The sequence below is a fragment of the Chryseobacterium sp. GP-SGM7 genome, from assembly GCF_049166575.1.
Taxonomy (GTDB): Bacteria; Bacteroidota; Bacteroidia; order Flavobacteriales; family Weeksellaceae; genus Chryseobacterium.
In genome coordinates, this window is the sequence record NZ_JBMHFF010000001.1 from 1,809,594 (window position 1) to 1,834,736 (window position 25,143).

Consider the following 25,143-nt stretch of genomic DNA (forward strand, 5'->3'; position numbering starts at 1 on the left):
CTTTATGTTAAAAATTTAACACAAAATCAATTTTAAACTTAATAAAACAATACATTTTATTGCATTTTTCATAATTCTAACGAATATTTTTCACTTAATAAAAAGCTTATATTTCATAAATATTAAAAAAACTAAACATTTATTTTACAAAATCATGTTTAAAACTTAAATTTGTAGGAATGGAAGAAATGGTAGTTTTAGTAAATCCCGAAGATGAAGTTTTAGGTTTAATGGAAAAACAACAGGCTCATATTAATGGTCTACTCCATCGTGCATTTTCGGTTTTCTTATTTAACGAAAAAGGTGAAATGCTTTTGCAGAAGCGCGCTCCAGGAAAATACCATTCTCCCAGTCAATGGACGAATGCAGTCTGTTCACATCCGAGAATGGACGAAACTTATCTGGAGGGTGCAAAAAGAAGACTGAATGAGGAGCTGGGAATTGATGCTGAACTTTCAGAAAAATTTAATTTTATTTACAAAGCAGATGTTGGAGGCGGACTTTGGGAGCATGAGCTTGACCATGTCTTCACAGGAAAATATAATTCTGAATTTCATTTAAACAAAAATGAGGTTGAGGAAATTCGCTACATTTCGCCCGAAGATTTAGACAAAGAAATTTCAGAACATCCAACAGAATTTACAGAATGGTTTAAAATCATTCTGGAAGAATATAAACACCATTTTTAAACACAACGATGAAAAAAACTTTTTTAATTGTAGCATTTTTACTCAGCATTTATTCATTTTCACAGAAACTAGGAATCGAACTTTACGAGAGTGAACATTATTCAATCACCATGCCCGACACCTGGAAAGCCACCAATGATGAAGGAATTGTAAATATTTTCCCTACCAATCAGATAGGTGCAATTACCATTTCAGAATACCATGATCTGGAGTTACCAAAAGCTGAAGTGAAAAAATTTATCTTAGCATTATATAATTCTTCGGATGATGAGAAAAAAGTAAAAAATACAGGAAGCAAAAAAGGATATTCAGAATATGAGTATGAATATTTCGATGAAAAAGAAAAGCTACTCTGGATTACAAAATTATATCAGAAAAATACAGATATGTTTCTGATAACCATTAATTGCCAAGAAAAACACTGGAACGGAAATTACATGAAAGTTTTTAATGAAACTTTCGACAGTTTTAAAATAAAGAAATAAAAATAAACATGAAGAAAACAGCTTTGTACGATAAACACGTTTCTTTGGGGGCGAAAATTGTACCTTTTGCAGGATTTGATATGCCTGTACAATATTCCGGAGTAACGGAAGAACATTTTGCAGTAAGAGAAAAAGCAGGATTGTTTGACGTTTCTCACATGGGACAGTTTTTCATTGAAGGTGAAGGTTCTAAAGATCTTTTGCAATTCGTTACCACAAACAACGTTGACGTTCTTGAAAACGGAAAAGCACAATATTCTTGCCTCCCGAACGAAGATGGCGGAATTGTAGATGATTTAATCGTTTACAAAATGGAGAACAATAAATATTTTGTGGTTGTAAACGCTTCAAATATCGAAAAAGACTGGGATCACATTTCAAAATACAATACTTTCGGCGCGAAAATGACGAATGCTTCAGACGAAATGTCTCTTTTGGCAGTTCAGGGTCCGAAAGCAACTGAAATTCTTCAGAAATTAACAGAAACTAATCTTTCTGAAATTCCTTATTACAATTTCACTGTTGGAAGCGTTGCCGGAGTTAACGATGTAATTATCTCAAACACAGGCTACACAGGAAGTGGTGGTTTTGAAATTTATTTCAGAAACGAAGATGCTGAAAAACTTTGGGATGCTATCATTAAAGCTGGTGCTGAAGAAGGTATTATTCCTTGCGGATTGGCTGCAAGAGATACTTTGAGATTAGAAAAAGGTTTCTGTCTTTATGGAATGGACATTGATGACACAACCTCCCCGATCGAAGCTGGGTTGGGCTGGATCACGAAATTCGATAAAGATTTTGTATCTAAAGATATTTTCGCAAAACAAAAAGAAGTTGGAGTTATCAGAAAATTAGTTGGTTTTGAATTGACTGATAAAGGCGTTCCAAGACACGACTACCCCGTTGTAGATGCTGAAGGAAACGTGATCGGAAAAGTAACTTCCGGAACACAGTCTCCAATGAAAAAAATCGGTTTGGGAATTGCCTATGTAGACAAGCCTCATTTCAAGATTGGCTCTGAAATATTCATTCAGGTAAGAAATAAAAACATCCCTGCGAAAGTGGTTAAAATGCCATTTGTTTAAGCAGAAAATTTTTAAATATTTAAAAACCGCTTTATCAGTAATGATGAAGCGGTTTTTTTAGGAGGAGATTATGGATTATGGCTATCCATTTTATCTTTTATGTAGCAGCTTCCGTTTCTCTCCATCCGCCACACAAAAGAATGTCATTTCTATCCGGGCTAGAGTTTGGTGAATTAAATTTATTTTTCCGTAACGATTAATAGCTTCTGTAAAAGTTGATTGTACAGTAATTATTTTAACTTCTACCAAATTACTTTGCCAACTGTATAAAAACCTCACAGGTTTTGGAAACCTGTGAGGTTTAAATATACTATCAAAAAACACTTACATTCGTAAATTCGTGGCAACCTATTCCGCTTCAAAAAACATTTTCAAGGCTTCAACATTTTTCTTATCATTTCCAATAAAAATTTGGTCATCTGTCATAAAAACAGGACGTTTCAGGAAAGTATAATGATCTAAAATCAACTCTTTAAAATCCTTTTCTGTCAATGATTTTACATCCAGTCCTCTCAGTTTGATTTGGGTAGATTTTTTACTAAATAGAGCTTCGTAAGAATTGGTTTGTCTGTGCATTTCTTCAAGTTCTTTTACGGTGATGGGTTCTTTTCTTATTTCCCTTTTTTCCCAATCTGTTAAATCAAACTGCGCTAAAATCTTTCTGCAGGTATCACAGGTATTGAGGTGAAATACTTTCTTCATAAATTAAATTTAGCCCAAAAATAACTCAAAATTTAAAATTTTAAAAATTATTAAATACCTTTATTAAAATTTTAAAAATGGACAATAAACCAGTTACTTTCCAATTTATTTCCGAACCTTCTGATGTTAATTACGGTGGAAATGTACATGGAGGAAGTGTAATGAAATGGATTGATCAGGCCGGATATGCATGTGCAACTACATGGAGCGGAAATTATTCCGTAACAGTGTATGTAGGCGGAATTCGTTTTTATGAGCCTATAAAAATTGGCGAGCTGGTAAAAGTTGAGGCACATGTAATTTATACCGGATCATCGAGTATGCATATTTCGATTAATGTGTTTTCACGAAGTCTGAAACAACCGAATTTTGATAAGAAAACCCACTGCATTATTGTATTTGTCGCCGTTGATGAAAACGGAAAAAAACTTTTAGTACCTAAGTGGATTCCGGAAAACGAAGAAGAAAAACAACAAGAAAAATACGCAATACGTCTGATGGAGCTGAGAACTCAGATTGAAGATGAAATGAAACCTTTTCTGTAATGATTGAAGTTAAAAAATAAACCCTCCCAAGTATCTTTGGAAGGGTTTATCTATGTTAGTCTTTGCAATTGTACACTTGTGGACAACCGATATACTGTACACAATATGAAGGACCGGTAACGGCTCCTGAACAGCTGCATCCGCAAAGAGACAGATCTGGATTACCTATTTTACCTGCTCCACCGATAATCTCCTTAAGATCGGTTTTTTTAAGCCTTTTAGCGTTCTTTAAAATGTTTGTCATGTGATTTGTTTTAAATTTAACAATATAGTTTGATTATCAAATTTAAAAAATATTTACGAATAGAACACTAATAAACAGAAATTTTTATTGAAAATTTATATATAATTTAAATAAAATCAATAGAATAAATTCAATAATATATTATCTCATAAAAAAACCTTTCAATTTCTTGAAAGGTTTTTGACAGTTTATGTAGTGTGTTATCTTGCGATGTTTACCGTTCTAGTCTCTCTGATTACGGTAACTTTTACTTGCCCGGGATACGTTAATTCATTCTGAATTTTCTCAGATATGTCGTAAGAAAGCTGAGAAGACATCTCGTCATTTACTCTTCCGCTTTCTACCATTACTCTCAATTCTCTTCCGGCCTGAATTGCATACGCCGAAGAAACACCTTCAAAACTTAATGCTGCAGCTTCAAGATCTTTTAATCTTTGGATATAGGATTCTAGAACCTGTCTTCTTGCTCCCGGTCTTGCTCCCGAAATCGCATCGGCGACCTGAATAATCGGTGATAATAAAGACGTCATTTCTACTTCGTCGTGGTGAGCTCCGATTGCATTGATCACTTCAGGATTTTCACCATATTTTTCTGCCCATTGCATTCCTAAAAGTGCGTGAGGAAGTTCAGATTCCTGCTCAGGAACTTTCCCTATATCGTGTAGAAGACCTGCTCTTTTCGCTAATTTGACATTTAATCCTAATTCAGCAGCCATTGTTGCCGCAATATTTGCAACTTCTCTAGAGTGCTGTAATAGGTTTTGCCCGTAAGAAGAACGGTATTTCATTCTACCAACTATTTTTACCAATTCTGGGTGTAATCCGTGAATTCCTAAATCAATAATAGTTCTTTTACCTACTTCAATGATTTCTTCTTCGATTTGTTTTCTCGTTTTTTCAACAACTTCTTCGATTCTTGCAGGGTGAATTCTACCGTCTGTTACTAATCTGTGAAGTGATAATCTTGCAATTTCTCTTCTTACAGGATCAAAACATGAAAGAAGAATTGCTTCCGGTGTATCGTCAACGATGATTTCTACACCTGTCACCGCTTCCAAAGCACGGATATTTCTACCTTCTCTACCAATAATTCTACCTTTTACTTCATCAGATTCGATGTTGAAAACAGAAACCGAATTTTCAATTGCCTGCTCTGTGCCAATTCTCTGGATCGTCTGAATAACGATTTTTCTCGCTTCACTTTTAGCATTCAACTGAGCTTCTTCCATGATACTCTGAACGTGTGCCTGAGCTCTTGTTTTTGCTTCTGCTCTCATGGTTTCTACCAATTCTGCTTTAGCTTCTTCAGCTGTATAATTTGAAATTTTTTCAAGCATTTCAACTTTTCTGGCTGTTGCCGAGTCAAGATCACTTTGCTTTTTCTCTAAAATTTCATTCTTTTTAGCATAATCAGCGATTTGCCTGTCAAGATCTTTCTCTAATTTTCCGGCTTTGCTAAGCTCGTCGTTCAGTTTATTTTCTTTGTCTTTCGTTCTTTTCTCAGCTTCCTGCATTTTCTTTTCACGTACCTGAATATCTGCATCATGCTGAGATTTTAGTTCTAAGAATTTTTCTTTAGCCTGAAGATTTTTTTCTTTTTTTATAGATTCTGCCTGTAAATTGGCTTTCTCTAATAAATTATCTGCATTTTTCTTAGCATCGTCGATAATAAATTTAGCTTTAGTATTGAGTGAGCTTTTAGAGAAAACCATCCCTATTACAACTCCTATAACCAAACAAATCACGCCTACTATTATGGCTGTTGTCATATATATATTTAGTTTTAATTGTCTTATTTACCTAAAATAAAAAAGCCTACAATAATCCAGTGATATAGAGTAAACTCCTAATCTCCACGATTTGAACTGATTTCTATCGTCTGTAATCCTGCAAGCAGGCGCGCCATTCGATAGACATTTGTCCGTTAATTGTTTAGCGTTGAGTTTACCTTTAATGTGTTAGAATTACTGTAGGCAGGTTTTTTGGAAAAAAAATCTATTTTCCTGTATCATTCAGCTTTTGATTAATTTTCATCAATCTTTCGTTGGTTGATTTTATATTTCTTTCATGATTCAGAGCAACAACTTCTGCATTGGTTCCCAGTTTTAGGGCACACATTGCCAAAGCATCCTGTTTATCTCTTACATCAAAATTCTGTTCAAAATCTTTAATCATATTTTCAATCTGCTTCCCCACTTTACGCAAAGTTTCTTCTTCGGCTGCGGGTACATTCAGCGGATACACTCTTCCTGCAATGTTGATGGTTATTCTCCTTACCTCCATTATAATCCACTGTTTTGAAGCTGTGCAATACAAAAGTCTACTTCTTTTACCAATCTGTTGATATGGTTTTTCATGAGTCTGTTGTGTTCAGGATTTCCTGATATTGCTGAATAAAGCTTTATATTTTTCTGTTCTTCTGCTAAGACCTGGTTTTTTTTCCTTTCTGCATCATATTTCACCTTCAGTTCGTTATGCTCTTTATTTAAGTCTGAAAACATTTCAGATAAATTCTGATGACTTTTTTGAAGACTCAAAACTTTTTTTTCTAATTCTGAAAAATTATTTTCTAATTCTTGAAGCATTTCAGGTCTGTAAATATTCTAACTATGAGCAAAAATAGGAAAATATTGGTACTAATAAAAATTATTATCTCTATATTTTGATTAAAACAAAAAAAGGAGATGCCAAGCAACTCCTTTTAATATTAATTTTGTATTATATTATTCGAATTTCAATACAAACATGACAGCTCTTGTTTGCAATGTAGAAACTGCTGAAGACCAGTAAGGAGGCGTTGTAGCATTATCTGCAACCAATTCATTATTCATAAAGAAAGTTCCTCTTACAGCCGGAGTCAGTTTAAATTTATTGAAATAAAACTGAATACCCATCTCTGCAGACCAAGCAAAATTATGCGTTGTAGATCTGAAAATCTGCTGCATATTATCATCCTGAGAACCTGAATTTGACTGTAAATTGACGATATAATTCACACCCGCCGCAATGTATGGTCTTGAATTGTACCATCTTTCACCATGCAATTCTAACATTACAGGAATATCTACTAGTGTAGATTTAATATCTCTTACTCTATCTTTTTCAGCCAAAGCAATCGGTATAAATGGAGCGTTTGTTAAACTTCCATCTTTATAAATATCATTTGATTGAGTATTAAAAGTCAATTGTCTTTGAGCAAACTGCAAACCTGGTTCTACTCTTACATCTAAGTAATCATTCATTCTGAATTTAGCAATAAGACCTGCTCCGAAGCTTGTACTTTCTTTAGAAGATACCAGATTATGATTTTCATACATTCCGTATCTTGGGTCAAGCACAATTTTATAGTCTATCATATTTGCATTCAAATAAAACCCCCAGCTGAGTTTTTTCTGGTCAAAGTCTTCCAACCTGTCCATCCTGTCACGGGTTCTGAATTGAGCATCTGCAAAGAATGCAATATTAACTGAGGCTAAAACCAGAGCTTTTAATAGAAATTTATTCATAGGTTATTTTGTTGCTTTATAAATTGTGGCTATACCTAAACTTAGTTTTTTGTATTCTACTTTTTTAAATCCTGTATCTAAAAGAATTTGTCTCATTTTTTCTCCAAACGGAAATGCATTTACAGAATCGGGAAGATAAGTGTATGCTCTGTTGTCTTTAGAAATCAATCTTCCGATTGCCGGCAATATGTTTTTGAAATAAAACATATAAAACGGTCCTAAAAAACCCTCAACTTTTGAAAACTCCAGAATGTAAACACTTTTGTTTTCTTTCACTACTCTTCTCAGCTCTGCCAAACCTTTATTAAGATTTTCAAAATTTCTCACACCAAAAGCAACGGAAACAGCGTCAAATCTATTGTCCTCGAAAGGTAAATTTTCTGCATCGCCCTTTTGCATGGAAATTTTGCCGTCTAAATTAAGTTTTTTTATTTTAATAACGCCAACATTTAACATTTGTTGCGATAAATCTAATCCAACTACCTTTGCACCCGTTCCTTTTTCAACAGCAATGGCCAAATCTCCGGTTCCCGTAGCTACATCCAGTGTTTCTTTAGGATTATCGTAATTCATCCATTTTACCAATTTATTTCTCCAAAGCACATCTATTTTCATAGACAATACATGGTTTAACAAATCGTACTTAGGCGCAATATTGTCGAACATATCCTCTACCTGACTCTTTTTGCTAGATTCAGAATTGTAGGGCGTTACTTGGTTGATATCTTTTGTCAAAACTTAAAACTTGTAATATTCTTTATAATAATTCAGATAATCTTCTTTTCTGAAGATCTTTGAGCGGGATTCTACTTTCTGAATGTTTTTAATCAATTGATCGTAATCTTCATCCACATTAAAATAAAAGTCATCGGTATAGAGCTTATTAAAATGTTTTGCACCGCCATAATACTCTTTTCCGTCTATCATGGTTTTATCCAACGCCAAAAGTAATGAATCTTTTTTAAGATTGTACCCATAATATTGATCATTAATGTAATAATCTTTGTGGGCAATATTTAAAAGGCCACGAATTTTCTTTACTTCAAAGGCAGAGTCGTAAAGCATTTTCTTATTCTGATCAAATACTTTAATTGTATTTTTCCCTTTATTTAGGTCTACATGCACAAACTGTCCTGCAGAAATAATACCTTCAGAACCGTTATTGATTTTAAAATAATATGTATTGGGTGTAGGATTATCTACCAAGTAATAATTTTTTTTAGCTAAAAAGAAATTATAAACAGCAAAAGCACCGATAAATACCACAATAGCGATAAGCAAACCTTTTAAAGACGGGTTGTTTTTCATAGATTGTCAGAAACAATTTTTGCAAATTTAATAATATTTTTAATTCTTTCTTATTAATATTAATTATTAACTTTGCCTCTTTAAAAAATTACATAAACGAATGCCGAATACAATCATTATTGGCTCAGGATCTTACCTACCGAATAGAGTAATTGGAAGAGACTATTTCTTAGATTCAGAGTTTTATACAGAAGATGGTGTTAAAATTGACAAACCTGCTGAACAAACTATTTCAAAATTTGTAGAAATTACTGAAATTGAAAACAGGCGATTTATAGATGAAGATCTTTCAAACTCACAAATTGGTTTTGAGGCGGCAAAAATTGCCATTGCAGACGCAAATGTAGATCAGGAGAATCTTGATTATATTATTTACGCAAGTAATTTTGGTGAAGTTACCGTTAACGGATATGCTGATTTTATGCCGACAATGGCAGCAAGAGTTAAAAATAAATTAGGCATTAAAAACAGAAAGTGCATCACTTATGATATGCTTTTCGGTTGTCCGGGATGGGTAGAAGCAATGATTTTGGCAGATAATTTAATTAAAGCTAAAGTTGCAAAAACTATTTTGGTTATCGGTGCAGAAACTTTAAGCAGAGTTACCGATCCTTACGACAGAAATAAGATGATTTTCGCAGACGGAGCCGGAGCTGTTGTCGTTCAAGCAACCGAACAGGAAAATGTAGGAATTATTGCTCACAACACTATTTGTGACAATGGTATTGAATTAAATTATCTTGCAAATGGGCCGTCAATCAACAAAGAAGCAGATCAAAAACGTTTGTACGTAAGAATGTTGGGTAGAAAAATTTATGAATATGCTCTTAAAAATGTTCCCGCAGCCATTAAAGAAACCATTGATGATGCCGGATTATCTATAGGAGACATTGATAAGATTTTAATTCACCAGGCAAATGCAAAGATGGATTATGCTATGATCGAAAGACTTCACAAGCTTTATGATGTGAAAGATTACGATCATTCTGTATCTCCTATGACTGTTCAGGATTTGGGAAATACCTCTGTAGCAACAATTCCTACCATGTTTGATTTAATAATTAAAGGAAAAATGCAGGGTCATTCGTTTAAAGATAATGGCAACATTGTAATGACTTCTGTTGGAGCCGGAATGAACATCAATGCTATCGTTTACAGATTTCCTTAAGACTTAAATTTAATTAAAATACAAAAGCACAAAGGGCATCTCTTTTGTGCTTTTTTTAAATATTATGCAGAAGAATTTTTTAATTATCGCAGCGATTTTCCTCGTATTGGAAATTTACGTTTATCAGGCTGTAAAAACACTTACAGATAATTTTTTGATAAGAATTGTTTATTGGGCTTTAACGCTTTCTGTGTATGGTCTGTTCATCTACGAGCTTACCAATATTTCCAGAGCAGACAAAGATCCTACACGACTTCATCTAACCGTTTCTGTGTTTTTAATTTTCATGCTACCGAAGATTTTTGCCATCTTTTTTTTACTGGTTGACGATATTTTCCGTACCGGAATCTATTTTTTCAATTTCACAAAGGGAGGTGAACATTTTTTTCCGGAAAGAAGAAAATTCCTGAGTCTGGTAGGTTTAGGTTTAGGCGGCGCACTTTCTGCTCTTTTTGTGGATGGTATTACTTTCGGTAAGTTCAGACATAAAGTTAGAAAGGTGAAAATTAAAATTCCAGGACTTGGAAAGAGTTTTAAAGGATATAAAATCATACAAATTTCTGATGTTCACAGTGGAAGTTTTCCCAATCCTGAAAAATTACAACACGCAATTGATTTAATAAACGCACAAAAACCTGATCTTGTATTATTTACAGGAGACATGGTCAATAATCTTGCTGAAGAATTCAAACCTTTCATTCCTTTATTCTCAAAAATTAAAGCTAAAGATGGAAAACTGGCTACTTTAGGAAATCATGATTACGGCGACTATGTAACCTGGAAAACTCCGAAAGCTAAAACTGATAATCTTGACACACTTATTGACTATGAAAACCAGGCCGGATTCGAAAATTTAAGAAATGAACATCGTGTGATTGAAAAAAATGGCGAAAAACTCTATATTCTTGGTATTGAAAACTGGGGTTTAAAGCCATTTCCACAATATGGAGATTTAGACAAAGCCTTAAAAGGAGTTCCGCAATCTGCTCCAAAAATTCTAATGAGCCACGATCCTTCACACTTCGATGCGATCGTAAAGAAGCATCCAGGAAACGTACATTTAACACTTTCCGGTCACACGCACGGAATGCAGTTTGGTTTAGATCTTAAAAACGTAAAATGGTCGCCGGTACAGTACAAATATCCAAAATGGGCAGATTTGTATGAAAGCGAAGGAAAGCTATTGTACGTAAACAGAGGTTTCGGAGTTCTGGCTTATCCAGGAAGAGTGGGTGTTTTACCCGAAATTACACTTTTTGAATTGGTTTAATGCGAGTTACGGGATAATTGTGACACAGATTTTGGATTTAAACTTAAATCTCCAATTTAAAAACCCGGATCACGAAACCCGAAACTAAAATATATAATCTTTCATCCTCGAAGTCGCCAATTCTTTTTCATTAACCCAGGAAAGAAAAGCTTCAAGCTTGTCTTCCATCTTTTTACCTAGATGATATCTCCTGTAAAACGGGATTTTAAACTGATATTTATTCATATCGGTAAATTGCCACGAATCAAGATAAACCAAAACAAAGTCATCATTTTTTAAGGTTTCAAAAACCATATTCTGGTAATACTGCATGGGCAAGACCTGAAAAACAAAATCATTATACGGCAGTTGACTGTACGGAGAAATACTTTCCGGAACGATGCTCAATCCGTTTTCCTCAATAATTTCTGAGCTTCTTTTTAAACGCTTAAAAGGAAATAAAATATCTGCATTATCAATATTTGAAATGTAATTAAAACCGATAGATTTTAATTCTTCTAATGAAAACTGGCGATTCTTTTGTCTGATTCCTTTGATCTGTTTTTCTAAAAAATCCTGAACATTTTTTTTCACCTCATCAATTTTTTCGAGACCGGAATCTTTATTAAAAAAAGCAATTTCATGCCCTTGAGCAGAAATTGCTTTTAATAGATTTTGAAGTTTTTCTGCGATAGAAATTTCAATAAAAAAACTCGCTTTTGTTTCATGAATATCTAAAATTCTTAAAATTGCTTTTGTATTACTCTCAGTAATTTTTAATCTTTCTTCATCAGAAATATCTGTTTCTTTTTTAGTTTCAGCTTCAATATTCATGATGTTAAAAGTGAGCAATACCATTCAGTTTAAATTTAGATAAGATTTATAATTAACTACAAATCAAAAGTTAAAATTATTTTTAATTAAACTAACACTTGAAGTAAATCAATTATTGTTTAATTTCACTTTAAGATTTTTAATCATATCTTTTGACATTTCAGTAATTCCAAAATCATAAGACAATCCCCAATCTTTTTTTGCAACAGAATCATCAATTGAAGCTGGCCAGGAATCTGCAATTGCCTGTCTGAAATCCGGCTTGTAATCAATCTCAAATTCCGGAATTTCTTTCTTAATTTCCTGAGCCAATTCTTTCGGAGTGAAAGACATTCCGCCTAAATTGTAAGAAGAGCGAACTGTTAAATTCTCTTTCGGAGCGTCCATCAATTTTAAAGTTGCATTGATTGCATCATCCATATACAACATTGGCATTCCTGTATTTTCAGAGATGAAACTTGTATATTTTCCTTCTTCAATTGCTTCATAAAAAATCTCAACTGCATAATCTGTTGTTCCTCCACCTGCGGGAGTTTTCCAAGAAATCAAACCCGGATAACGGATACTTCTTACGTCTACTCCATATTTATCAAAATAATATTCGCACCATTTTTCACCTGCCATTTTTGAAATTCCATATACGGTTGTAGGATTTAAAACAACATCCTGACCAACATTTTCTTTTGGAATTCCTTTCCCGAAAACTGCAATTGAACTAGGCCAGAATATCTTTTTAAGCAAGCCTTCTTTCGCCAGTTCGCAGAAATGCAGAAGAGGTTCAAGATTTAATTTCCATGCAAAAATTGGCTGCTTTTCCGATGTTCCTGATAAAAGTGAAGCTAAGTGATATACTGTTGTAATTTCATAATCTTTAATCACCTGTCTTACCAATTGTGTGTTGGTAACATCCATTCTTTCGTAATGTCCGGCTGAAGTAAGACCTTTCTGCCATCTGTCTAGACCGGAAGCCACCACATTTTCAGCTCCGTGAATCTCAACAAGTCTGTTGGTAAGTTCAGTTCCAATCTGCCCTAAAGCACCTGTAATCAATATTTTTTCCGTATAGGATTCCATTTTACTTTTTATTATTATGATAAAAGCAAAAATAGAAATTTTAGACCCTATTTTAAAAACAAAATTGTAAATTCGATTACAATTTTTACTAATGAAAAAAATTATCATTGCATTTATCTTGTTTTCTTACTCGGTTTCAGCACAATACACCGATATTAATATTATAAAAGAAGTAAAAGTAAAAAACAAAGGTGTTGTGGTTTCTGCTCATCCTTTGGCCAGTGAGGCCGGAGCAAAAATTCTTAAAATGGGTGGGAATGCTTATGATGCCATTGTCTCTACACAATATGCTTTAGCAGTTGTTTATCCTCAGGCGGGAAATATCGGAGGCGGTGGTTTTTTGGTGGGTGTAAAAAATAATGGTGAAAAATTTACCCTTGATTATCGCGAAACAGCTCCTAAAAACGCATCCAAAAACATGTATCTTAACAAGAACGGAAAAGCTGACACCAATTTATCGCAGAACGGAAGATTGGCAGTCGGTGTTCCCGGAAGTGTAGCTGGTTTTTTTGCAACTTTAAAACATTGCAACATTCCGATGGAAAAACTCATTCAGCCTGCAATTGATTTAGCGGAAAAAGGCTTTGCAATTACCGAGCAAGAAGCCAGACTATTAAATTCCAATAAAGAATATTTTCAAAAATATAATATGACCTCCAATGCATTCGTAAAAAACGAGATCTGGAAATCAGGTGATATTTTGAAGCAAAAAGATTTGGCAGAAACTTTAAAATTAATTCAAAAATCAGGATTAAAAGGATTTTATGAAGGAAAAACTGCTCAGCTTCTGGTTTCGGAAATGAAAAAAGAAAACGGGATTATTACCTTAGACGACCTGAAAAACTATAAAGTTGCCGAAAGAAAACCACTTGAATTTGATTATAAAGGAAACCATGTTGTTTCGATGCCTTTACCTTCAAGTGGTGGAATTCTTTTAGCTCAAATGCTGAAAATGTCGGACTATGAAAATTTAGAAAAATATCAGCAAAATTCTACGCAGGCAGTTCAGATTATGGTGGAAGCAGAAAGAAGAGCATTTGCAGACAGAGCCGAATATATGGGCGATCCGGATTTTATTCAGGACAAAACAGCTTATTTAATTTCTGATGATTATTTGAAAAACAGATGGAAAAGTTTCAATTTTATCAAGGCAACTCCTAGCTCGGATGTCGGAAAAATTATCAGCCAACCTAAAGAATCTACAGAAACCACACACATTTCAGTGATTGACAAAAACGGGAACGCAGCCTCTGTTACCACAACTCTGAATGGCTTGTACGGAAGTAAAGTAGTCGTTTCCGGAGCTGGTTTTTTCTTAAATAATGAAATGGATGACTTCTCGATAAAGCCAGGTGTTCCAAACATGTTTGGTGCGGTTGGCGGCGAGGCAAACGCTATTCAGCCCAATAAAAGAATGCTTTCTTCAATGACTCCCACAATTATTTTGAAAAACGGAAAACCTTATATCGTTGTAGGAACTCCGGGCGGAACGACTATTCCGACTTCTGTTTATCAGTCGATTGTAAATGTGATAGATTTTAAACTGAATACAAATATCGCTGTTAATTCTCCGAAATTTCATCATCAATGGCTTCCTGAAACTGTGGCTTTTGAAAAGAATTTTCCGGAAGCAACAATTAAAGATTTAGAAAAATTAGGTTATAAAGCTGAAAAGGTGAATCAATTGGGAAGAACGGAAATGATTGTAATAGATGATAACGGAAATATTCATGCTGTTGCAGACGGTCGTGGTGATGATTCTGTTGGAGTAGAATAATTTTGACCTGCTCCGAACAAAAACTAAAAAAGAACTGGAAATTTGTAAAAAAATTTCACCTCTATGATTACAACCATAAAATTTCAGAATATTAATCGTTTACTTTGTTATAGATTATTATCGTAATAATAATTTTTTTTCATCATTTGTGTTTTTAGCCTTCCTCAGGGAAGGCTTTTTATTTCACGATGATTTTAAATTAAAATATTCAGACTTGAAGGCTGAACTTTCACATGAATCGGAGATTTTATTTTATTGAATTCTCCGTCAAGATGCCAATTCTTGGTATTTACCTTAAATTCAATTTCAGAAACCGGAAGATAGGTGATGTAATCATCCTCTTTTAGTTTTTTAGTAAACATTCTGAATGCAAAAAGAGGCGAATAGGTCAGCGGAAACTTTTTTACCAAAACCATATCAACCAAGCCGTCACTTTTGCTTGCCATTGGAGCGATGTAAGCATTATTCCCGAATTGACGGGTGTTTGCAATATTAACCATTAAATACTTTCCGTTATATTGCTTATAATTTTCATCAAAAAATTTAAGCTTAATTGGTTTATAATTGAAAAAAGTTTTTAATGAAACTTTAATATAATTTTTAAATCCACGGTTAGTTTTTTCAAATTCTTTAACCACTTTTCCGTCAAAACCAGTTCCGGAAACATTAATAGAAAGTCTGTCGTTAACAGTAAAAGTATCTATTTTACGGAATTTTTTAGCCTTTAGTTTAGTTAATAATTCATCTAAATTTTTACTGAATTGTGTTTCATTAGAAAAACCATTCCCCGATCCTGCCGGAAAAATAGCTAAAACTTTATCAGTATTAATGAGCATTTTAGCTACTGTAGAAATTGTTCCGTCACCTCCGATAGCTACAAAAAAATCAACTTCATTAAAATGTTTTTGAATAAAATCTTCAGTTCCCAAAATCGATTCAGAAATATAATACAAAGGATTTTGTAATTTATTTTTAAGCTCGTTCAGAAAAGGCTGATAATTTTTTTTTGCCGAAAAGGGATTGATAATAAAAGCTACTCGTTCCATTGTCACAAAATTAAAAAATGCTTCCTGATTTGGAAGCATTAATATTAGTTAATTTTCATTCTCTCTTTAAATTCCGGATTTAAAGTACCCGCAAAATCGTTCCAGGAAATAGGAATTGTAATATCTCCTGCTGCAAAAGCCGCAATCTCGTATGGACTGTAATGAAAATACAGATTTTTATCATCAAAATAAAAATTTCCTGTTGCCGGAATCACATCTACCAACAGCATTTCAGAATTATTAACTTTACCATTTTTATCGGTGGCTCCTCCATTTGCTCTATTAATATTTTTCATCAATAAATTTTCAATCTGTTTTTTAGGCATTGATGTAATATCTGACAATTGTACTTTCTTTTTATTTTTTAAATCGAAAACCCTTTCTGAAAAACCGTAATTATCATGAGCACCTCCCGAATATGATCCCCAGGAATATTGTATGTGTAGAAAATTGTTTTTATTCGAGATTAATTCCATTCCTGTACTGTCGTACCATTCTTCAGAGAAAGTGAGATCTGAAATCCATTCTTTGCTGTCGTTTTTAATTGAAGCAAAATACTCTGTCTTATCTTTTTGCAAAAAATTCTGCAATCCCTGTTTTGAGTAATCCTTATTATCTTTTATTTTGAAATAAATACTGTCGAGCAAAGCGGCGTCTTTTATTGTAGGAAAAACCAATAATTTAGAATCAAATTTTGCAGTAAGAAACTTTGCTATTTTCACCGAATCTTCAATATTTATTGAATCAACAATTAATTTTTCGGGTATTAAAACTTCATTTTGAGCTGAATTTGAGCTTTTTTTTTCATTTTTATTACAAGCTGACAAAACAAATAGTGTAGAAAGCACTACGACAACAATCGCATTTTTCATAATTTAATTTTCTTCTGATATGCAAAAACCATTCACAAAATGAATGGTTTTAAAATATTTATCTTAAAATTGCTATTTTTTGATTAAACTCATTACCTGACTTTCAGAATCTGAAATTACTTTCCAGATTTTCTGGAATGCAGGGTAATATTCTTTTGGATAATCTGCACTCGCAATATTATATTCTGAAATCGTTATAATTCTGTTATCTTTTTTCTCTACTGTGTAAGAATAGCTAATTTCTTTATCTTCAGTAACGATTTTTTTACTTTTTGGTAAATCTGCTACATCATATCCTTCAGGAATTTCTATTTCTACAACCTTCGTTTTACTGATTGGCGAAATAAAATCAATCATATATTTTCTTTCATCCTGCTGATCAAAATCATTCTTAGCCTGCTGTAAAAATAAAAGAGGGTTTATAATCATTTTTTTTCCAATATTATCGATCATATTGTTTGAAGTGAAACTCATAGTAGACCGAAACTCTCCCCCTTCCAAAACTCTAGAATTGATATTATCAAAACCTACTGAAAAGTTTTCCTTATACTGTTTTTTATATTTTTCCGGATTTTCATCAAAGTTTTCTTTTGTATTCATGGCCATCATCCCTTCATCCTGATCTTGATAAGCACCTGAAATTGTACCATCGGGATTTATTTTTGCTTTAACTATATGACTATTATAGCTGATATTAATATTAGTAAGCGAAATAACTTCCGCTTTATCATCTTTCACTAAAAGCCCATTATTATTCCATACTCGCGAAGGTAAAAGATTAGCCTTTGACTGTTTTGAAGTTGCATCAAAAAGATAAAATCGTTTATCAATTTCTGCTCCTGCCACAACATAGTTGAAATTTCCAATATTTGGGAAAGATAAATTTACAAGACCATTTCGTACAGTTGAAATTAGGATAGGATACGCCGTAATATTTGCGCTTCTGAAGAGTGAAAGCAACATCAGATTTAGATCTGCATCATTTCCTGTTTTAAGCTTAATTAAATCTTTTATTCCGTTTTCGGCGTAAATTCCGTTATTGTTATTCCAGGTGTAGTTGTTTTTTACAAAATCTAAAATTTTCTGCGCTTTAGCAAGATCATTTTTCTCATTATTTACATTTGCCGGAAAAATATCTTTTACCAATCTGTCTTTTTTATACTGTGACCCGAAATCTTCATGATCCCAAAGTTTTTTTCTGATATCTTCCCATGTTGAAGTGTACATTTTAAGATTATCGCCGAAATATGTAGAATGAAGTTCTGCCCTTATTTTTGTTCTGTAATTATCGTTGTTTTTTACATATTTTTCTGTTTTGAAAGCTTTCAGGTTATCGTAGCCAAATCTGTATGTTTTGTGATTGGAACCATATAACATTTCTTCTTTTAGAATTTTGTATTTAGGAAATAAACTTCCTGTAAAATCTACACTGTAAGACATCTGAATCGGAGAATCAAGCACATATTCTGTGTAAACTGACGGAATATCCAACTCTATATAAATCATTGGAATTTCATACACAAACGGAGATACTACTTCATATTGATACTCGATAACAGATCCGTTTTTAATATTTGGAAATGCAAATTTATTGACGGTAATATATTTATTTTCCTTTGACTTAAATTTAGAGCTTTTATCAACTTTAGTCTCTTGAATATTATCTGCTTCCAGATTATATACAAAAGCCTTCATATTATTCAAAATTTCTCTGTCACCAGAATTATTATCATATAGTGAAACTTCCAAATTATGCCAGTCCTCTGTTTTATCTTTATCGTAAATCTTTACACGATAAGCATACTTTTTTATAAGTTTCCCGCTTGAATTATCTATGCGAAAATGAATAGATCGATACAGTATTTCAGCAGGCGCCTTTTCATCAATGGCAGATTTTTCTTTTTTAAGATCCTCTTTGTTGAATTTCGGCATTTTTAAAAACTCTTGTTTTTGTGCTAAAAACAGAGTATTCATCAATAATAATAGGTATAAAATAATTTTTTTTCTCATTTATGATTTTTTAGAAATTAGAATTTTAGCATTATCAGCATTCATAATTTTTTTTCTGAAACTGATATAATCTTTGTATTTATCTTTAGAATGAAGTCCTTTTTTCATCTGAAAGAATCTTTTTACGATGAGTTGGTCATCTTTTTTCTCAAACGAAATCTTATATATTCCAAAATCTGAAATTACATTTCCGTTTTCAGGCATTTCTTCGATAAAATATCCTGCAGGAAGTTTATAGATGATTTCATACTCGTCTTCGAAAGAAAAACGGTTTTCAAAAGGAAGTTTCCTATTTTCATCCTGATGATAGTTTGCATTAGAATAAATAGGAACTGCTCTGAAAATATAGCTCGAACCTACCATTTTTGAATAATTGATGGCTTTAAAATTTAAGTCAAAATCAATTGTTGCCAAATCTCTGTTGTTTTTAAAATCAGACATTTCAACTTTTTCAAAATCTAATGTTGAAAGCGAGTTTTTAATCGACGTATTTCTTTCGGACTGACTCAGTCCCGAATAAGATAAATTAAAATCATACTGATTTCCGGTGTAAGTAAATTTACCATTTCCATTAATTGTTTTGTCAGGGTTTAGCTGAATATTTAAAATCTGTTTTTCTTTACTCTGACCTGCAGAATAGCTTGGAGTTTCCATAATTTCAATTCCGGTAGGTTTTACCGCTAAGACATTTCTGTCTGTAGTACTGTATCCTAAATGATTATAGGCAATTTCCTGAGAGGTGTTTTCCAGCCAGATATTTCCTTTTTCAGTAGGAATTACTAGAATTGCATGATTTCCTCCCATTTTTGGAAAGTCGGGATCGAAACTTATGGACGAAGAATTAGAATTGATGATTACATAATATGATTTAATTTCCGCTTCATCCAAAAGTGTTTTCATGTAGTTGGTAAGACCTTTACAGTCGCCATAACCTTTTTTCTGTACTTCATCCGGCATCATCGGTTGCCAACCGCCAATTCCCAATGCTACAAAAACATATCGAGTCTTGCTTTGCATATATTGGTAAATTTTCTTTACTTTCTCTTCCGTAGAACCTGAAAGATTAAGTGCTGCAATCTCAGATTTTATTTGAGGTGTTGATACAGAAACCGGAGTCAAAAGATTATTATAATACCACAAACCAAAATCTTTCCAGGTTGTAAAACTTCCTTTTTTTCCGACCAAATTAAACTGATCTAATGAAAAACTTACTTTTGGCAGAATTTTCTGTGGATTAGGAACCATGCTTTCGTTGTCAATCGCAGGAACATTTTCATAAGAATACAATTTCCCGCCATCTTCGTCAGTAACTTTCACTGTAGCAAACTCAAATGGAGATTCGTAAGTTTTAGAGCGTAAATTAATTCCTGATTTATTGATAATTTTAAAACTGCTCTTTTGTACAGAAATATTGAAATCACGATACGGAGTAAAATCAGGAATAAAAACCGTATTCGGATCTTTTTGATCGTAGCTAAATTCTATAGTATACGGATAAGAAGTGGGAGTATAAGACAAATACATCATTCTGTTATCAGAATAAAAAGTGCCTTGAGAATTCGCAGCGACATCAGTAAAATCACTTTTAGAATAGCTTTTTATTTTCGCACCTTTATCATCATAAACTGTCACTTTGATATTTGACGCAGTATTTCCTTTTTCATAATAAATTTTAGGAATGGCAAAACCAACTGCATCTTTATTGATTACTGTAATGGCAGAAGAATTGTGGTAAACAATTTCGTCAATTTTATTAATTTCTAAAACAGTACTTTCATTTCTTACAACAGCACTCGCATTTTTCTTTAAAACATCACTGATTTCTGATACCGGGTAAGTTTGTGCGTAGTAAAATGAGGCCAAAGAAAAAACCCCAACGCACCATAATTTCATCATTGTAATTAATTTTTCTCAAAAGTAAAAAAAATCTTAATAAAATGTTAATTAATTTTTATTATCCTGAGATTTATTAATAAAAAAAGACTCCATTATATTAATGAAGTCTTTTAAATATTTTTAGAGAAATTGATTAAACATCAATTTTCGCATATTTTGCATTTTTTTCGATAAATTCTCTTCGTGGAGGAACTTCGTCACCCATCAACATAGAGAATGTAGAATCTGCTTCCACAGCATTATCAATGGTTACTTGTTTTAAAATTCTATGTTCCGGATTTAAAGTAGTTTCCCAAAGTTGCTCAGGATTCATCTCTCCAAGACCTTTATAACGCTGAACTTCAACACCTTTACCATCCGGAGACATTTCTAATGTTAATTCTTCACGCTCTTTTTCGTTGTAAGCATATATTTTTTTGTTCCCTTTCTTTAATAAATATAAAGGCGGTTGCGCAATATAAATATATCCGTTCTCAATCATTTCTTTCATAAATCTGAAGAAGAATGTAAGAATCAGAGTAGAAATGTGAGAACCGTCAATATCGGCATCGGTCATGATTACTACTTTATGATATCTTAATTTAGCCATATTTAAAGCTTTAGAATCTTCTTCTGTTCCTACAGAAACTCCCAAAGCAGTATAAATATTTTTAATTTCTTCATTGTCGTACACTTTATGAAGCATCGACTTCTCAACATTCAAAATCTTACCTCTCAATGGAAGAATTGCCTGAAAATGCCTGTCTCTACCCTGTTTCGCAGTTCCACCTGCCGAATCTCCCTCAACTAAGAACAATTCAGATTCTGCAGGATCTTTTGATGAACAGTCAGAAAGTTTTCCCGGAAGACCAGAACCTCCCATCGGAGATTTTCTCTGAACCATTTCACGGGCTTTTTTCGCCGCCTGTCTTGCTTTTGCAGCTAAAACAACTTTTTGAACAATTAGTTTTGCTTCATTCGGATTTTCTTCCAAGAAGTTGGTCAACATTTCACCAACGATTTTATCCACCGCACCGGAAACTTCAGAGTTTCCTAATTTAGTTTTGGTCTGTCCTTCAAACTGAGGCTCCATTACTTTTACAGAAACTACTGCTGTTAAACCCTCACGGAAATCGTCTCCGGTAATTTCCACTTTCTCTTTAGCAGGAATTCCTAAATCATCCGCATATTTTTTCAACGTTCTTGTTAATGCACGTCTGAAACCAGCCAAGTGAGTTCCTCCCTCATGAGTATTGATATTATTAACATAAGAATGAAGATTTTCACTGAATGACGTGTTGTAGCGCATCGCCACTTCGATAGGAATATTTTCTCTCTCGCCTTCCATGAAGATTACATTCTCCATGATAGACTCACGGTTTCCGTCGATGAATTCTACAAATTCTTTCAGACCGCCTTCAGAATGGAAAACTTCAAAAGCGAAAGATCCGTCTTCATTTTCTTCTCTTTCGTCTACAAGAGTAATTGTAATTCCTTTATTTAAGAAAGATAATTCACGTAATCTTGCTGCGAGCGTATCATAATTATAAACTAATTCCTGAAAGATTTTACCGTCCGGCTGAAAGAAAACCTCTGTTCCTCTTTCGTCTGTAGTACCGATCTCAGCAACATCTGCCAAAGCTTTACCTTCAGAATATTTTTGCTGATATAATTTACCGTCACGGCTCACTGTTGCAACCAACAATGTAGAAAGTGCATTTACACAAGATACCCCAACTCCGTGAAGTCCTCCGGAAACTTTGTAAGAATCTTTATCAAACTTACCACCTGCGCCAATTTTGGTCATTACAACCTCAAGAGCAGATTTTTGTTCCTTTTCGTGAAAATCTACAGGAATCCCTCTACCATTATCTTTTACGGAGATACTTTCTCCTTTATGTATCGTAACTAAAATAGTATCACAATGTCCCGCCAATGCCTCATCAATAGAGTTATCGACTACTTCATAAACCAAGTGATGAAGACCTCTTACTCCTACATCTCCAATGTACATGGACGGTCTTAATCGAACGTGTTCCATCCCTTCTAAGGCCTGGATACTTCCTGCGTTATATTGTTTTTGACTCATATAAAATTGAAATAATTTGCTTATTGCAAAGACCTACAAATATCGTGATTTTTTTCGAATTATGAAAGTAATTTACCTCTTAAAGTATCAGAATAAATCCTAAAATCTCAACATTTTTTAAATAAAAAAAACCAATAAATTTACAAAGCATAAATTAAATAATTGCAATGTTTTAAATCATATTATCTTACCCTAAATTTATCCGTAACTTTCAGCTGAAAAATAAATATTATGGATGATTTCATAGCCGCCCGCGCACAAATGGCGCTTTCTTTAGGCTTTCATATTATTTTTGCTTGCGTTGGAATGGTGATGCCTTTTCTCATGGCATTTGCACACTGGAAATACCTCAAAACCGGAAACGAAATGTATAAAGGTCTTACAAAAGCCTGGAGCAAAGGTGTTGCGATTTTATTTGCAACCGGAGCAGTTTCGGGAACAATGCTTTCCTTCGAACTCGGACTGCTTTGGCCCGGGTTTATGAAACATGCAGGTCCCATTTTCGGAATGCCTTTTTCTCTGGAAGGAACCGCTTTTTTTATTGAAGCGATTGCTATCGGATTTTTCCTCTACGGTTGGGATAAGTTTAATAAATGGTTTCATTGGTTTTGCGGATTCTTGGTTGGTTTGAGCGGATTAGCTTCCGGAATTTTAGTCGTTGCAGCCAATGCGTGGATGAATTCTCCTGCAGGATTTGATTATATCAATGGAGAATATGTAAATATAGACCCTATAAAAGCAATGTTTAATGAAGCATGGTTTCCACAGGCTTTACACATGACGGTTGCGGCATTTTGTGCAACAGGATTTGCAGTGGCGGGAGTTCATGCATTTTTAGTTTTAAAAAAGAAGAATATTGAATTTCATACTAAAGCATTCCGAATTGCAGCAGGTTTTGCCATGATTGGAGCTTTCGGAGCACCGTTGAGCGGTGATGTTGCAGCAAAATCTGTCGCTGAAAGGCAGCCTATAAAGCTAGCCGCAATGGAAGCTCATTTTGAAACAGAAAAAGGGGCATCTTTCGTGATTGGAGGCGTTCCCGATGAAAAAAAAGGCCAAATTAATTATGCTTTAAAAATCCCAAAACTTTTAAGCTTTCTGGCAACCAATGACTTTAATGCAGAAATTAAAGGTTTAAATGATTTCCCAAAAGATGAATGGCCGCCTGTTGCAGTTGTACATTATGCCTTCCAAATAATGATTTTCTTCGGTGTTGTCATGATTACGATTGGTATGGTTTATTTATATGCCACTTTTTTCAAAAAGGAATGGCTGAACACAAACTGGCTTTTAAAAACATTTCTTTTTGCCACACCTTTCGGATATATTGCTTTGGAAGCAGGTTGGACGGTTACGGAAGTCGGCAGACAACCGTGGATTATTTACGGAATTATGAGAACCGCCGATGCAGTAACACCGATGCCGGGAATTCAGTATTCGTTCTACTTTTTTACAGCAATTTTCGTATCGTTGTCATTAATCATCGTTTTCCTTTTAAGAAGACAGATTCAGATGGTTCCTAGATTGTATGATCCTACCGACGCACAGTTTAATTCTAAAAACAAAAAATCATGATTTACGTTGTAATTGGTTTTCTATGGCTTTCCGTTTGTCTTTACGTGATTTTAGGCGGAGCAGATTTCGGAGCCGGAATTGTAGAATTAATGACTAAAAAGAAGGCAAGAAAACATACCGAAAAAATTATGTACGAATCTATTGCACCTGTTTGGGAAGCCAATCACATGTGGCTGATTATCGCAATAGTAATTCTTTTCGTAGGTTTTCCTGAAATCTATACGACTCTTTCAACATACCTTCACATTCCTTTAGTTTTGATGTTGGTGGGAATTATTGCACGAGGAACCGCATTCACTTTCAGACACTATGATGCCGTTGAAGACCGTTGGCAGATTATTTATACCCAAATCTTTTATTATGCAAGTCTTTTAACACCATTTTTTTTAGGATTAATCGCTGCTGCAACGATTTCCAAATCTATAAATCCGGATGCCAAAAACTTTTTAGATTTATATATTTTTAGCTGGTTCAATTGGTTTGGTGTTGCGGTCGGTTTATTCACCGTTTCACTTTGCGCTTATCTGGCTTCTATTTTTTCGCTAAAAGAAGCAAGTGACCGGTTAGAACTCAATCTAATGATTAAAAAATCACACCAAACGATGATTTTTGTTGTGATCACAGGTTTATTAGTGTTTTTAGCAGCTTATTTTTCCAATATTCCTTTAACAAAATGGATTTTCTCAAAACCTTTAGGTGTAATGGCAATTTCTTTTGCGACAGTTTCTTTAGGATTAATCGTGAGAGCAATGCACCTGAAGAAACTATTACCAGTTCGAGCTTTGGCAGGATTTCAGATTATTATGATTTTGGTTGCAGCAACCTATCAACACAATCCGGATATTATTTTATTAGGAAACGGACAACATCTTTCTTTATTAAAACATATTGCAGCTGAGAAAACAATTTCGGCTTTGGGATGGGCTTTAATTTTGGGTTCGGTATTTATTTTACCATTTTTATTTTACCTGATGTTTTCATTCACGAAAGCTAAAAGTAAGGCATGAAGA

At 33.7% G+C, this 25,143-nt stretch carries 24 protein-coding genes; 9 read left to right on the plus strand and 15 right to left on the minus strand.

Translation table 11 applies throughout. From position 1 onward, the window contains the following. Window positions 1–179: 179 nt before the first annotated feature. From idi to gcvT, 3 genes are read left to right on the plus strand one after another with little or no spacing between them, the layout of a single operon-like run. Window positions 180–689: an isopentenyl-diphosphate Delta-isomerase gene (gene idi, locus ACOOWA_RS08110; RefSeq protein WP_421374435.1), complete on the plus strand. Its 510-nt coding sequence runs from the start codon at window positions 180–182 to the stop codon at window positions 687–689. Window positions 690–697: 8 nt separating this feature from the next. Beyond that, entirely contained in the window at window positions 698–1,174 is a 477-nt protein-coding gene (locus ACOOWA_RS08115) for a hypothetical protein (RefSeq protein ID WP_421374436.1), read from the plus strand. An 8-nt stretch (window positions 1,175–1,182) separates the two neighbouring features. Continuing rightward, window positions 1,183–2,259: a glycine cleavage system aminomethyltransferase GcvT gene (gene gcvT / locus ACOOWA_RS08120; RefSeq protein WP_421374437.1), complete on the plus strand. Its 1,077-nt coding sequence runs from the start codon at window positions 1,183–1,185 to the stop codon at window positions 2,257–2,259. Between the two features lie 348 nt (window positions 2,260–2,607). On the opposite strand, the gene ACOOWA_RS08125 is transcribed toward gcvT, so the two are convergent. Next, a complete protein-coding gene (locus tag ACOOWA_RS08125; protein WP_421374438.1) occupies window positions 2,608–2,961 on the minus strand; it encodes an arsenate reductase family protein in 354 nt (117 codons plus the stop codon). Window positions 2,962–3,038: 77 nt separating this feature from the next. On the opposite strand from ACOOWA_RS08125, the gene ACOOWA_RS08130 reads away from it, so the two are divergent. Beyond that, window positions 3,039–3,506, plus strand: a complete 468-nt coding sequence (locus ACOOWA_RS08130) for an acyl-CoA thioesterase (RefSeq protein WP_421374440.1) — start codon at window positions 3,039–3,041, stop codon at window positions 3,504–3,506. A 55-nt stretch (window positions 3,507–3,561) separates the two neighbouring features. Here ACOOWA_RS08130 and ACOOWA_RS08135 read toward each other — a convergent pair whose 3' ends face one another. From ACOOWA_RS08135 to ACOOWA_RS08165, 7 genes are all read right to left on the minus strand, one after another. Beyond that, window positions 3,562–3,750, minus strand: a complete 189-nt coding sequence (locus tag ACOOWA_RS08135) for a hypothetical protein (RefSeq protein ID WP_421374441.1) — start codon at window positions 3,748–3,750, stop codon at window positions 3,562–3,564. 200 nt (window positions 3,751–3,950) lie between these two features. Further along, window positions 3,951–5,519 carry a ribonuclease Y gene (gene rny / locus ACOOWA_RS08140; protein WP_421374443.1) on the minus strand — a complete coding sequence of 523 codons (1,569 nt, stop codon included), beginning with the start codon at window positions 5,517–5,519 and terminating at the stop codon, window positions 3,951–3,953. Window positions 5,520–5,745: 226 nt separating this feature from the next. Then, the gene (locus ACOOWA_RS08145; RefSeq protein WP_421374444.1) at window positions 5,746–6,033 is read right to left on the minus strand and encodes a cell division protein ZapA; all 288 of its coding nucleotides are present in this window, start codon (window positions 6,031–6,033) and stop codon (window positions 5,746–5,748) included. Beyond that, complete coding sequence (locus ACOOWA_RS08150; protein ID WP_421374445.1) at window positions 6,033–6,335, minus strand: hypothetical protein; 303 nt, start codon at window positions 6,333–6,335, stop codon at window positions 6,033–6,035. Before ACOOWA_RS08150 ends, ACOOWA_RS08145 begins: the two co-directional genes overlap by 1 nt. A gap of 138 nt (window positions 6,336–6,473) precedes the next feature. Beyond that, window positions 6,474–7,256, minus strand: a complete 783-nt coding sequence (locus ACOOWA_RS08155; RefSeq protein WP_421374446.1) for a porin family protein — start codon at window positions 7,254–7,256, stop codon at window positions 6,474–6,476. 3 nt (window positions 7,257–7,259) lie between these two features. Continuing rightward, window positions 7,260–7,991 (minus strand): bifunctional demethylmenaquinone methyltransferase/2-methoxy-6-polyprenyl-1,4-benzoquinol methylase UbiE, encoded by a 732-nt coding sequence (gene ubiE, locus ACOOWA_RS08160; protein ID WP_421374448.1) that lies wholly within the window; start codon window positions 7,989–7,991, stop codon window positions 7,260–7,262. 3 nt (window positions 7,992–7,994) lie between these two features. Next, window positions 7,995–8,564 (minus strand): hypothetical protein, encoded by a 570-nt coding sequence (locus ACOOWA_RS08165; RefSeq protein ID WP_421374450.1) that lies wholly within the window; start codon window positions 8,562–8,564, stop codon window positions 7,995–7,997. Between the two features lie 100 nt (window positions 8,565–8,664). Between ACOOWA_RS08165 and ACOOWA_RS08170 the strand changes: the two genes are divergently transcribed. Both ACOOWA_RS08170 and ACOOWA_RS08175 read left to right on the plus strand, forming a co-directional pair. After that, window positions 8,665–9,732, plus strand: coding sequence for a 3-oxoacyl-ACP synthase III family protein (locus ACOOWA_RS08170; RefSeq protein ID WP_421374452.1), 1,068 nt, complete (start codon window positions 8,665–8,667; stop codon window positions 9,730–9,732). A 64-nt stretch (window positions 9,733–9,796) separates the two neighbouring features. Then, window positions 9,797–11,002 (plus strand): metallophosphoesterase, encoded by a 1,206-nt coding sequence (locus tag ACOOWA_RS08175; RefSeq protein WP_421374454.1) that lies wholly within the window; start codon window positions 9,797–9,799, stop codon window positions 11,000–11,002. 84 nt (window positions 11,003–11,086) lie between these two features. Here the strand turns inward: ACOOWA_RS08175 and ACOOWA_RS08180 are convergent, their stop codons facing one another. Together ACOOWA_RS08180 and ACOOWA_RS08185 are read right to left on the minus strand one after the other, a co-directional pair. Further along, complete coding sequence (locus ACOOWA_RS08180) at window positions 11,087–11,839, minus strand: polysaccharide deacetylase (RefSeq protein ID WP_421374455.1); 753 nt, start codon at window positions 11,837–11,839, stop codon at window positions 11,087–11,089. 84 nt (window positions 11,840–11,923) lie between these two features. Continuing rightward, complete coding sequence (locus tag ACOOWA_RS08185; protein ID WP_421374457.1) at window positions 11,924–12,889, minus strand: NAD-dependent epimerase/dehydratase family protein; 966 nt, start codon at window positions 12,887–12,889, stop codon at window positions 11,924–11,926. Window positions 12,890–12,980: 91 nt separating this feature from the next. Between ACOOWA_RS08185 and ggt the strand changes: the two genes are divergently transcribed. Beyond that, entirely contained in the window at window positions 12,981–14,666 is a 1,686-nt protein-coding gene (gene ggt / locus ACOOWA_RS08190; RefSeq protein ID WP_421374459.1) for a gamma-glutamyltransferase, read from the plus strand. A gap of 194 nt (window positions 14,667–14,860) precedes the next feature. Here the strand turns inward: ggt and ACOOWA_RS08195 are convergent, their stop codons facing one another. From ACOOWA_RS08195 to gyrB, 5 genes are all read right to left on the minus strand, one after another. After that, on the minus strand, window positions 14,861–15,712 hold the full coding sequence (locus ACOOWA_RS08195) for a diacylglycerol/lipid kinase family protein (RefSeq protein WP_421374670.1): 852 nt from the start codon (window positions 15,710–15,712) through the stop codon (window positions 14,861–14,863). Window positions 15,713–15,756: 44 nt separating this feature from the next. Next, the gene (locus ACOOWA_RS08200) at window positions 15,757–16,584 is read right to left on the minus strand and encodes an RsiV family protein (RefSeq protein ID WP_421374461.1); all 828 of its coding nucleotides are present in this window, start codon (window positions 16,582–16,584) and stop codon (window positions 15,757–15,759) included. 72 nt (window positions 16,585–16,656) lie between these two features. Continuing rightward, window positions 16,657–18,594, minus strand: coding sequence for a transglutaminase (locus tag ACOOWA_RS08205; protein WP_421374462.1), 1,938 nt, complete (start codon window positions 18,592–18,594; stop codon window positions 16,657–16,659). Continuing rightward, a complete protein-coding gene (locus tag ACOOWA_RS08210) occupies window positions 18,595–20,490 on the minus strand; it encodes a DUF3857 domain-containing protein (protein ID WP_421374464.1) in 1,896 nt (631 codons plus the stop codon). It lies immediately after the preceding gene. Window positions 20,491–20,623: 133 nt separating this feature from the next. Continuing rightward, the gene (gyrB, locus tag ACOOWA_RS08215) at window positions 20,624–22,558 is read right to left on the minus strand and encodes a DNA topoisomerase (ATP-hydrolyzing) subunit B (RefSeq protein ID WP_421374466.1); all 1,935 of its coding nucleotides are present in this window, start codon (window positions 22,556–22,558) and stop codon (window positions 20,624–20,626) included. A gap of 231 nt (window positions 22,559–22,789) precedes the next feature. Between gyrB and ACOOWA_RS08220 the strand changes: the two genes are divergently transcribed. Then, window positions 22,790–24,133: a cytochrome ubiquinol oxidase subunit I gene (locus tag ACOOWA_RS08220; RefSeq protein ID WP_421374468.1), complete on the plus strand. Its 1,344-nt coding sequence runs from the start codon at window positions 22,790–22,792 to the stop codon at window positions 24,131–24,133. Then, entirely contained in the window at window positions 24,130–25,140 is a 1,011-nt protein-coding gene (locus ACOOWA_RS08225) for a cytochrome d ubiquinol oxidase subunit II (protein ID WP_421374469.1), read from the plus strand. Before ACOOWA_RS08220 ends, ACOOWA_RS08225 begins: the two co-directional genes overlap by 4 nt. Window positions 25,141–25,143: the final 3 nt, after the last annotated feature.

Bases quoted from the DNA above. Each gene is read 5' to 3' on its own strand.
- ACOOWA_RS08175 (WP_421374454.1), top strand. From the start codon at position 9,797: ATGCAGAAGAATTTTTTAATTATCGCAGCGATTTTCCTCGTATTGGAA.
- ACOOWA_RS08180 (WP_421374455.1), bottom strand. From the start codon at position 11,839: ATGGTATTGCTCACTTTTAACATCATGAATATTGAAGCTGAAACTAAA.
- ACOOWA_RS08210 (WP_421374464.1), bottom strand. From the start codon at position 20,490: ATGATGAAATTATGGTGCGTTGGGGTTTTTTCTTTGGCCTCATTTTAC.
- gcvT (WP_421374437.1), top strand. From the start codon at position 1,183: ATGAAGAAAACAGCTTTGTACGATAAACACGTTTCTTTGGGGGCGAAA.
- ggt (WP_421374459.1), top strand. From the start codon at position 12,981: ATGAAAAAAATTATCATTGCATTTATCTTGTTTTCTTACTCGGTTTCA.
- ACOOWA_RS08205 (WP_421374462.1), bottom strand. From the start codon at position 18,594: ATGAGAAAAAAAATTATTTTATACCTATTATTATTGATGAATACTCTG.
- ACOOWA_RS08150 (WP_421374445.1), bottom strand. From the start codon at position 6,335: ATGCTTCAAGAATTAGAAAATAATTTTTCAGAATTAGAAAAAAAAGTT.
- idi (WP_421374435.1), top strand. From the start codon at position 180: ATGGAAGAAATGGTAGTTTTAGTAAATCCCGAAGATGAAGTTTTAGGT.
- ACOOWA_RS08200 (WP_421374461.1), bottom strand. From the start codon at position 16,584: ATGAAAAATGCGATTGTTGTCGTAGTGCTTTCTACACTATTTGTTTTG.
- ACOOWA_RS08135 (WP_421374441.1), bottom strand. From the start codon at position 3,750: ATGACAAACATTTTAAAGAACGCTAAAAGGCTTAAAAAAACCGATCTT.
- ACOOWA_RS08220 (WP_421374468.1), top strand. From the start codon at position 22,790: ATGGATGATTTCATAGCCGCCCGCGCACAAATGGCGCTTTCTTTAGGC.
- ACOOWA_RS08155 (WP_421374446.1), bottom strand. From the start codon at position 7,256: ATGAATAAATTTCTATTAAAAGCTCTGGTTTTAGCCTCAGTTAATATT.
- rny (WP_421374443.1), bottom strand. From the start codon at position 5,519: ATGACAACAGCCATAATAGTAGGCGTGATTTGTTTGGTTATAGGAGTT.
- ACOOWA_RS08225 (WP_421374469.1), top strand. From the start codon at position 24,130: ATGATTTACGTTGTAATTGGTTTTCTATGGCTTTCCGTTTGTCTTTAC.
- ACOOWA_RS08125 (WP_421374438.1), bottom strand. From the start codon at position 2,961: ATGAAGAAAGTATTTCACCTCAATACCTGTGATACCTGCAGAAAGATT.
- ACOOWA_RS08195 (WP_421374670.1), bottom strand. From the start codon at position 15,712: ATGGAACGAGTAGCTTTTATTATCAATCCCTTTTCGGCAAAAAAAAAT.
- gyrB (WP_421374466.1), bottom strand. From the start codon at position 22,558: ATGAGTCAAAAACAATATAACGCAGGAAGTATCCAGGCCTTAGAAGGG.
- ACOOWA_RS08185 (WP_421374457.1), bottom strand. From the start codon at position 12,889: ATGGAATCCTATACGGAAAAAATATTGATTACAGGTGCTTTAGGGCAG.
- ACOOWA_RS08170 (WP_421374452.1), top strand. From the start codon at position 8,665: ATGCCGAATACAATCATTATTGGCTCAGGATCTTACCTACCGAATAGA.
- ACOOWA_RS08115 (WP_421374436.1), top strand. From the start codon at position 698: ATGAAAAAAACTTTTTTAATTGTAGCATTTTTACTCAGCATTTATTCA.
- ACOOWA_RS08165 (WP_421374450.1), bottom strand. From the start codon at position 8,564: ATGAAAAACAACCCGTCTTTAAAAGGTTTGCTTATCGCTATTGTGGTA.
- ACOOWA_RS08130 (WP_421374440.1), top strand. From the start codon at position 3,039: ATGGACAATAAACCAGTTACTTTCCAATTTATTTCCGAACCTTCTGAT.
- ACOOWA_RS08145 (WP_421374444.1), bottom strand. From the start codon at position 6,033: ATGGAGGTAAGGAGAATAACCATCAACATTGCAGGAAGAGTGTATCCG.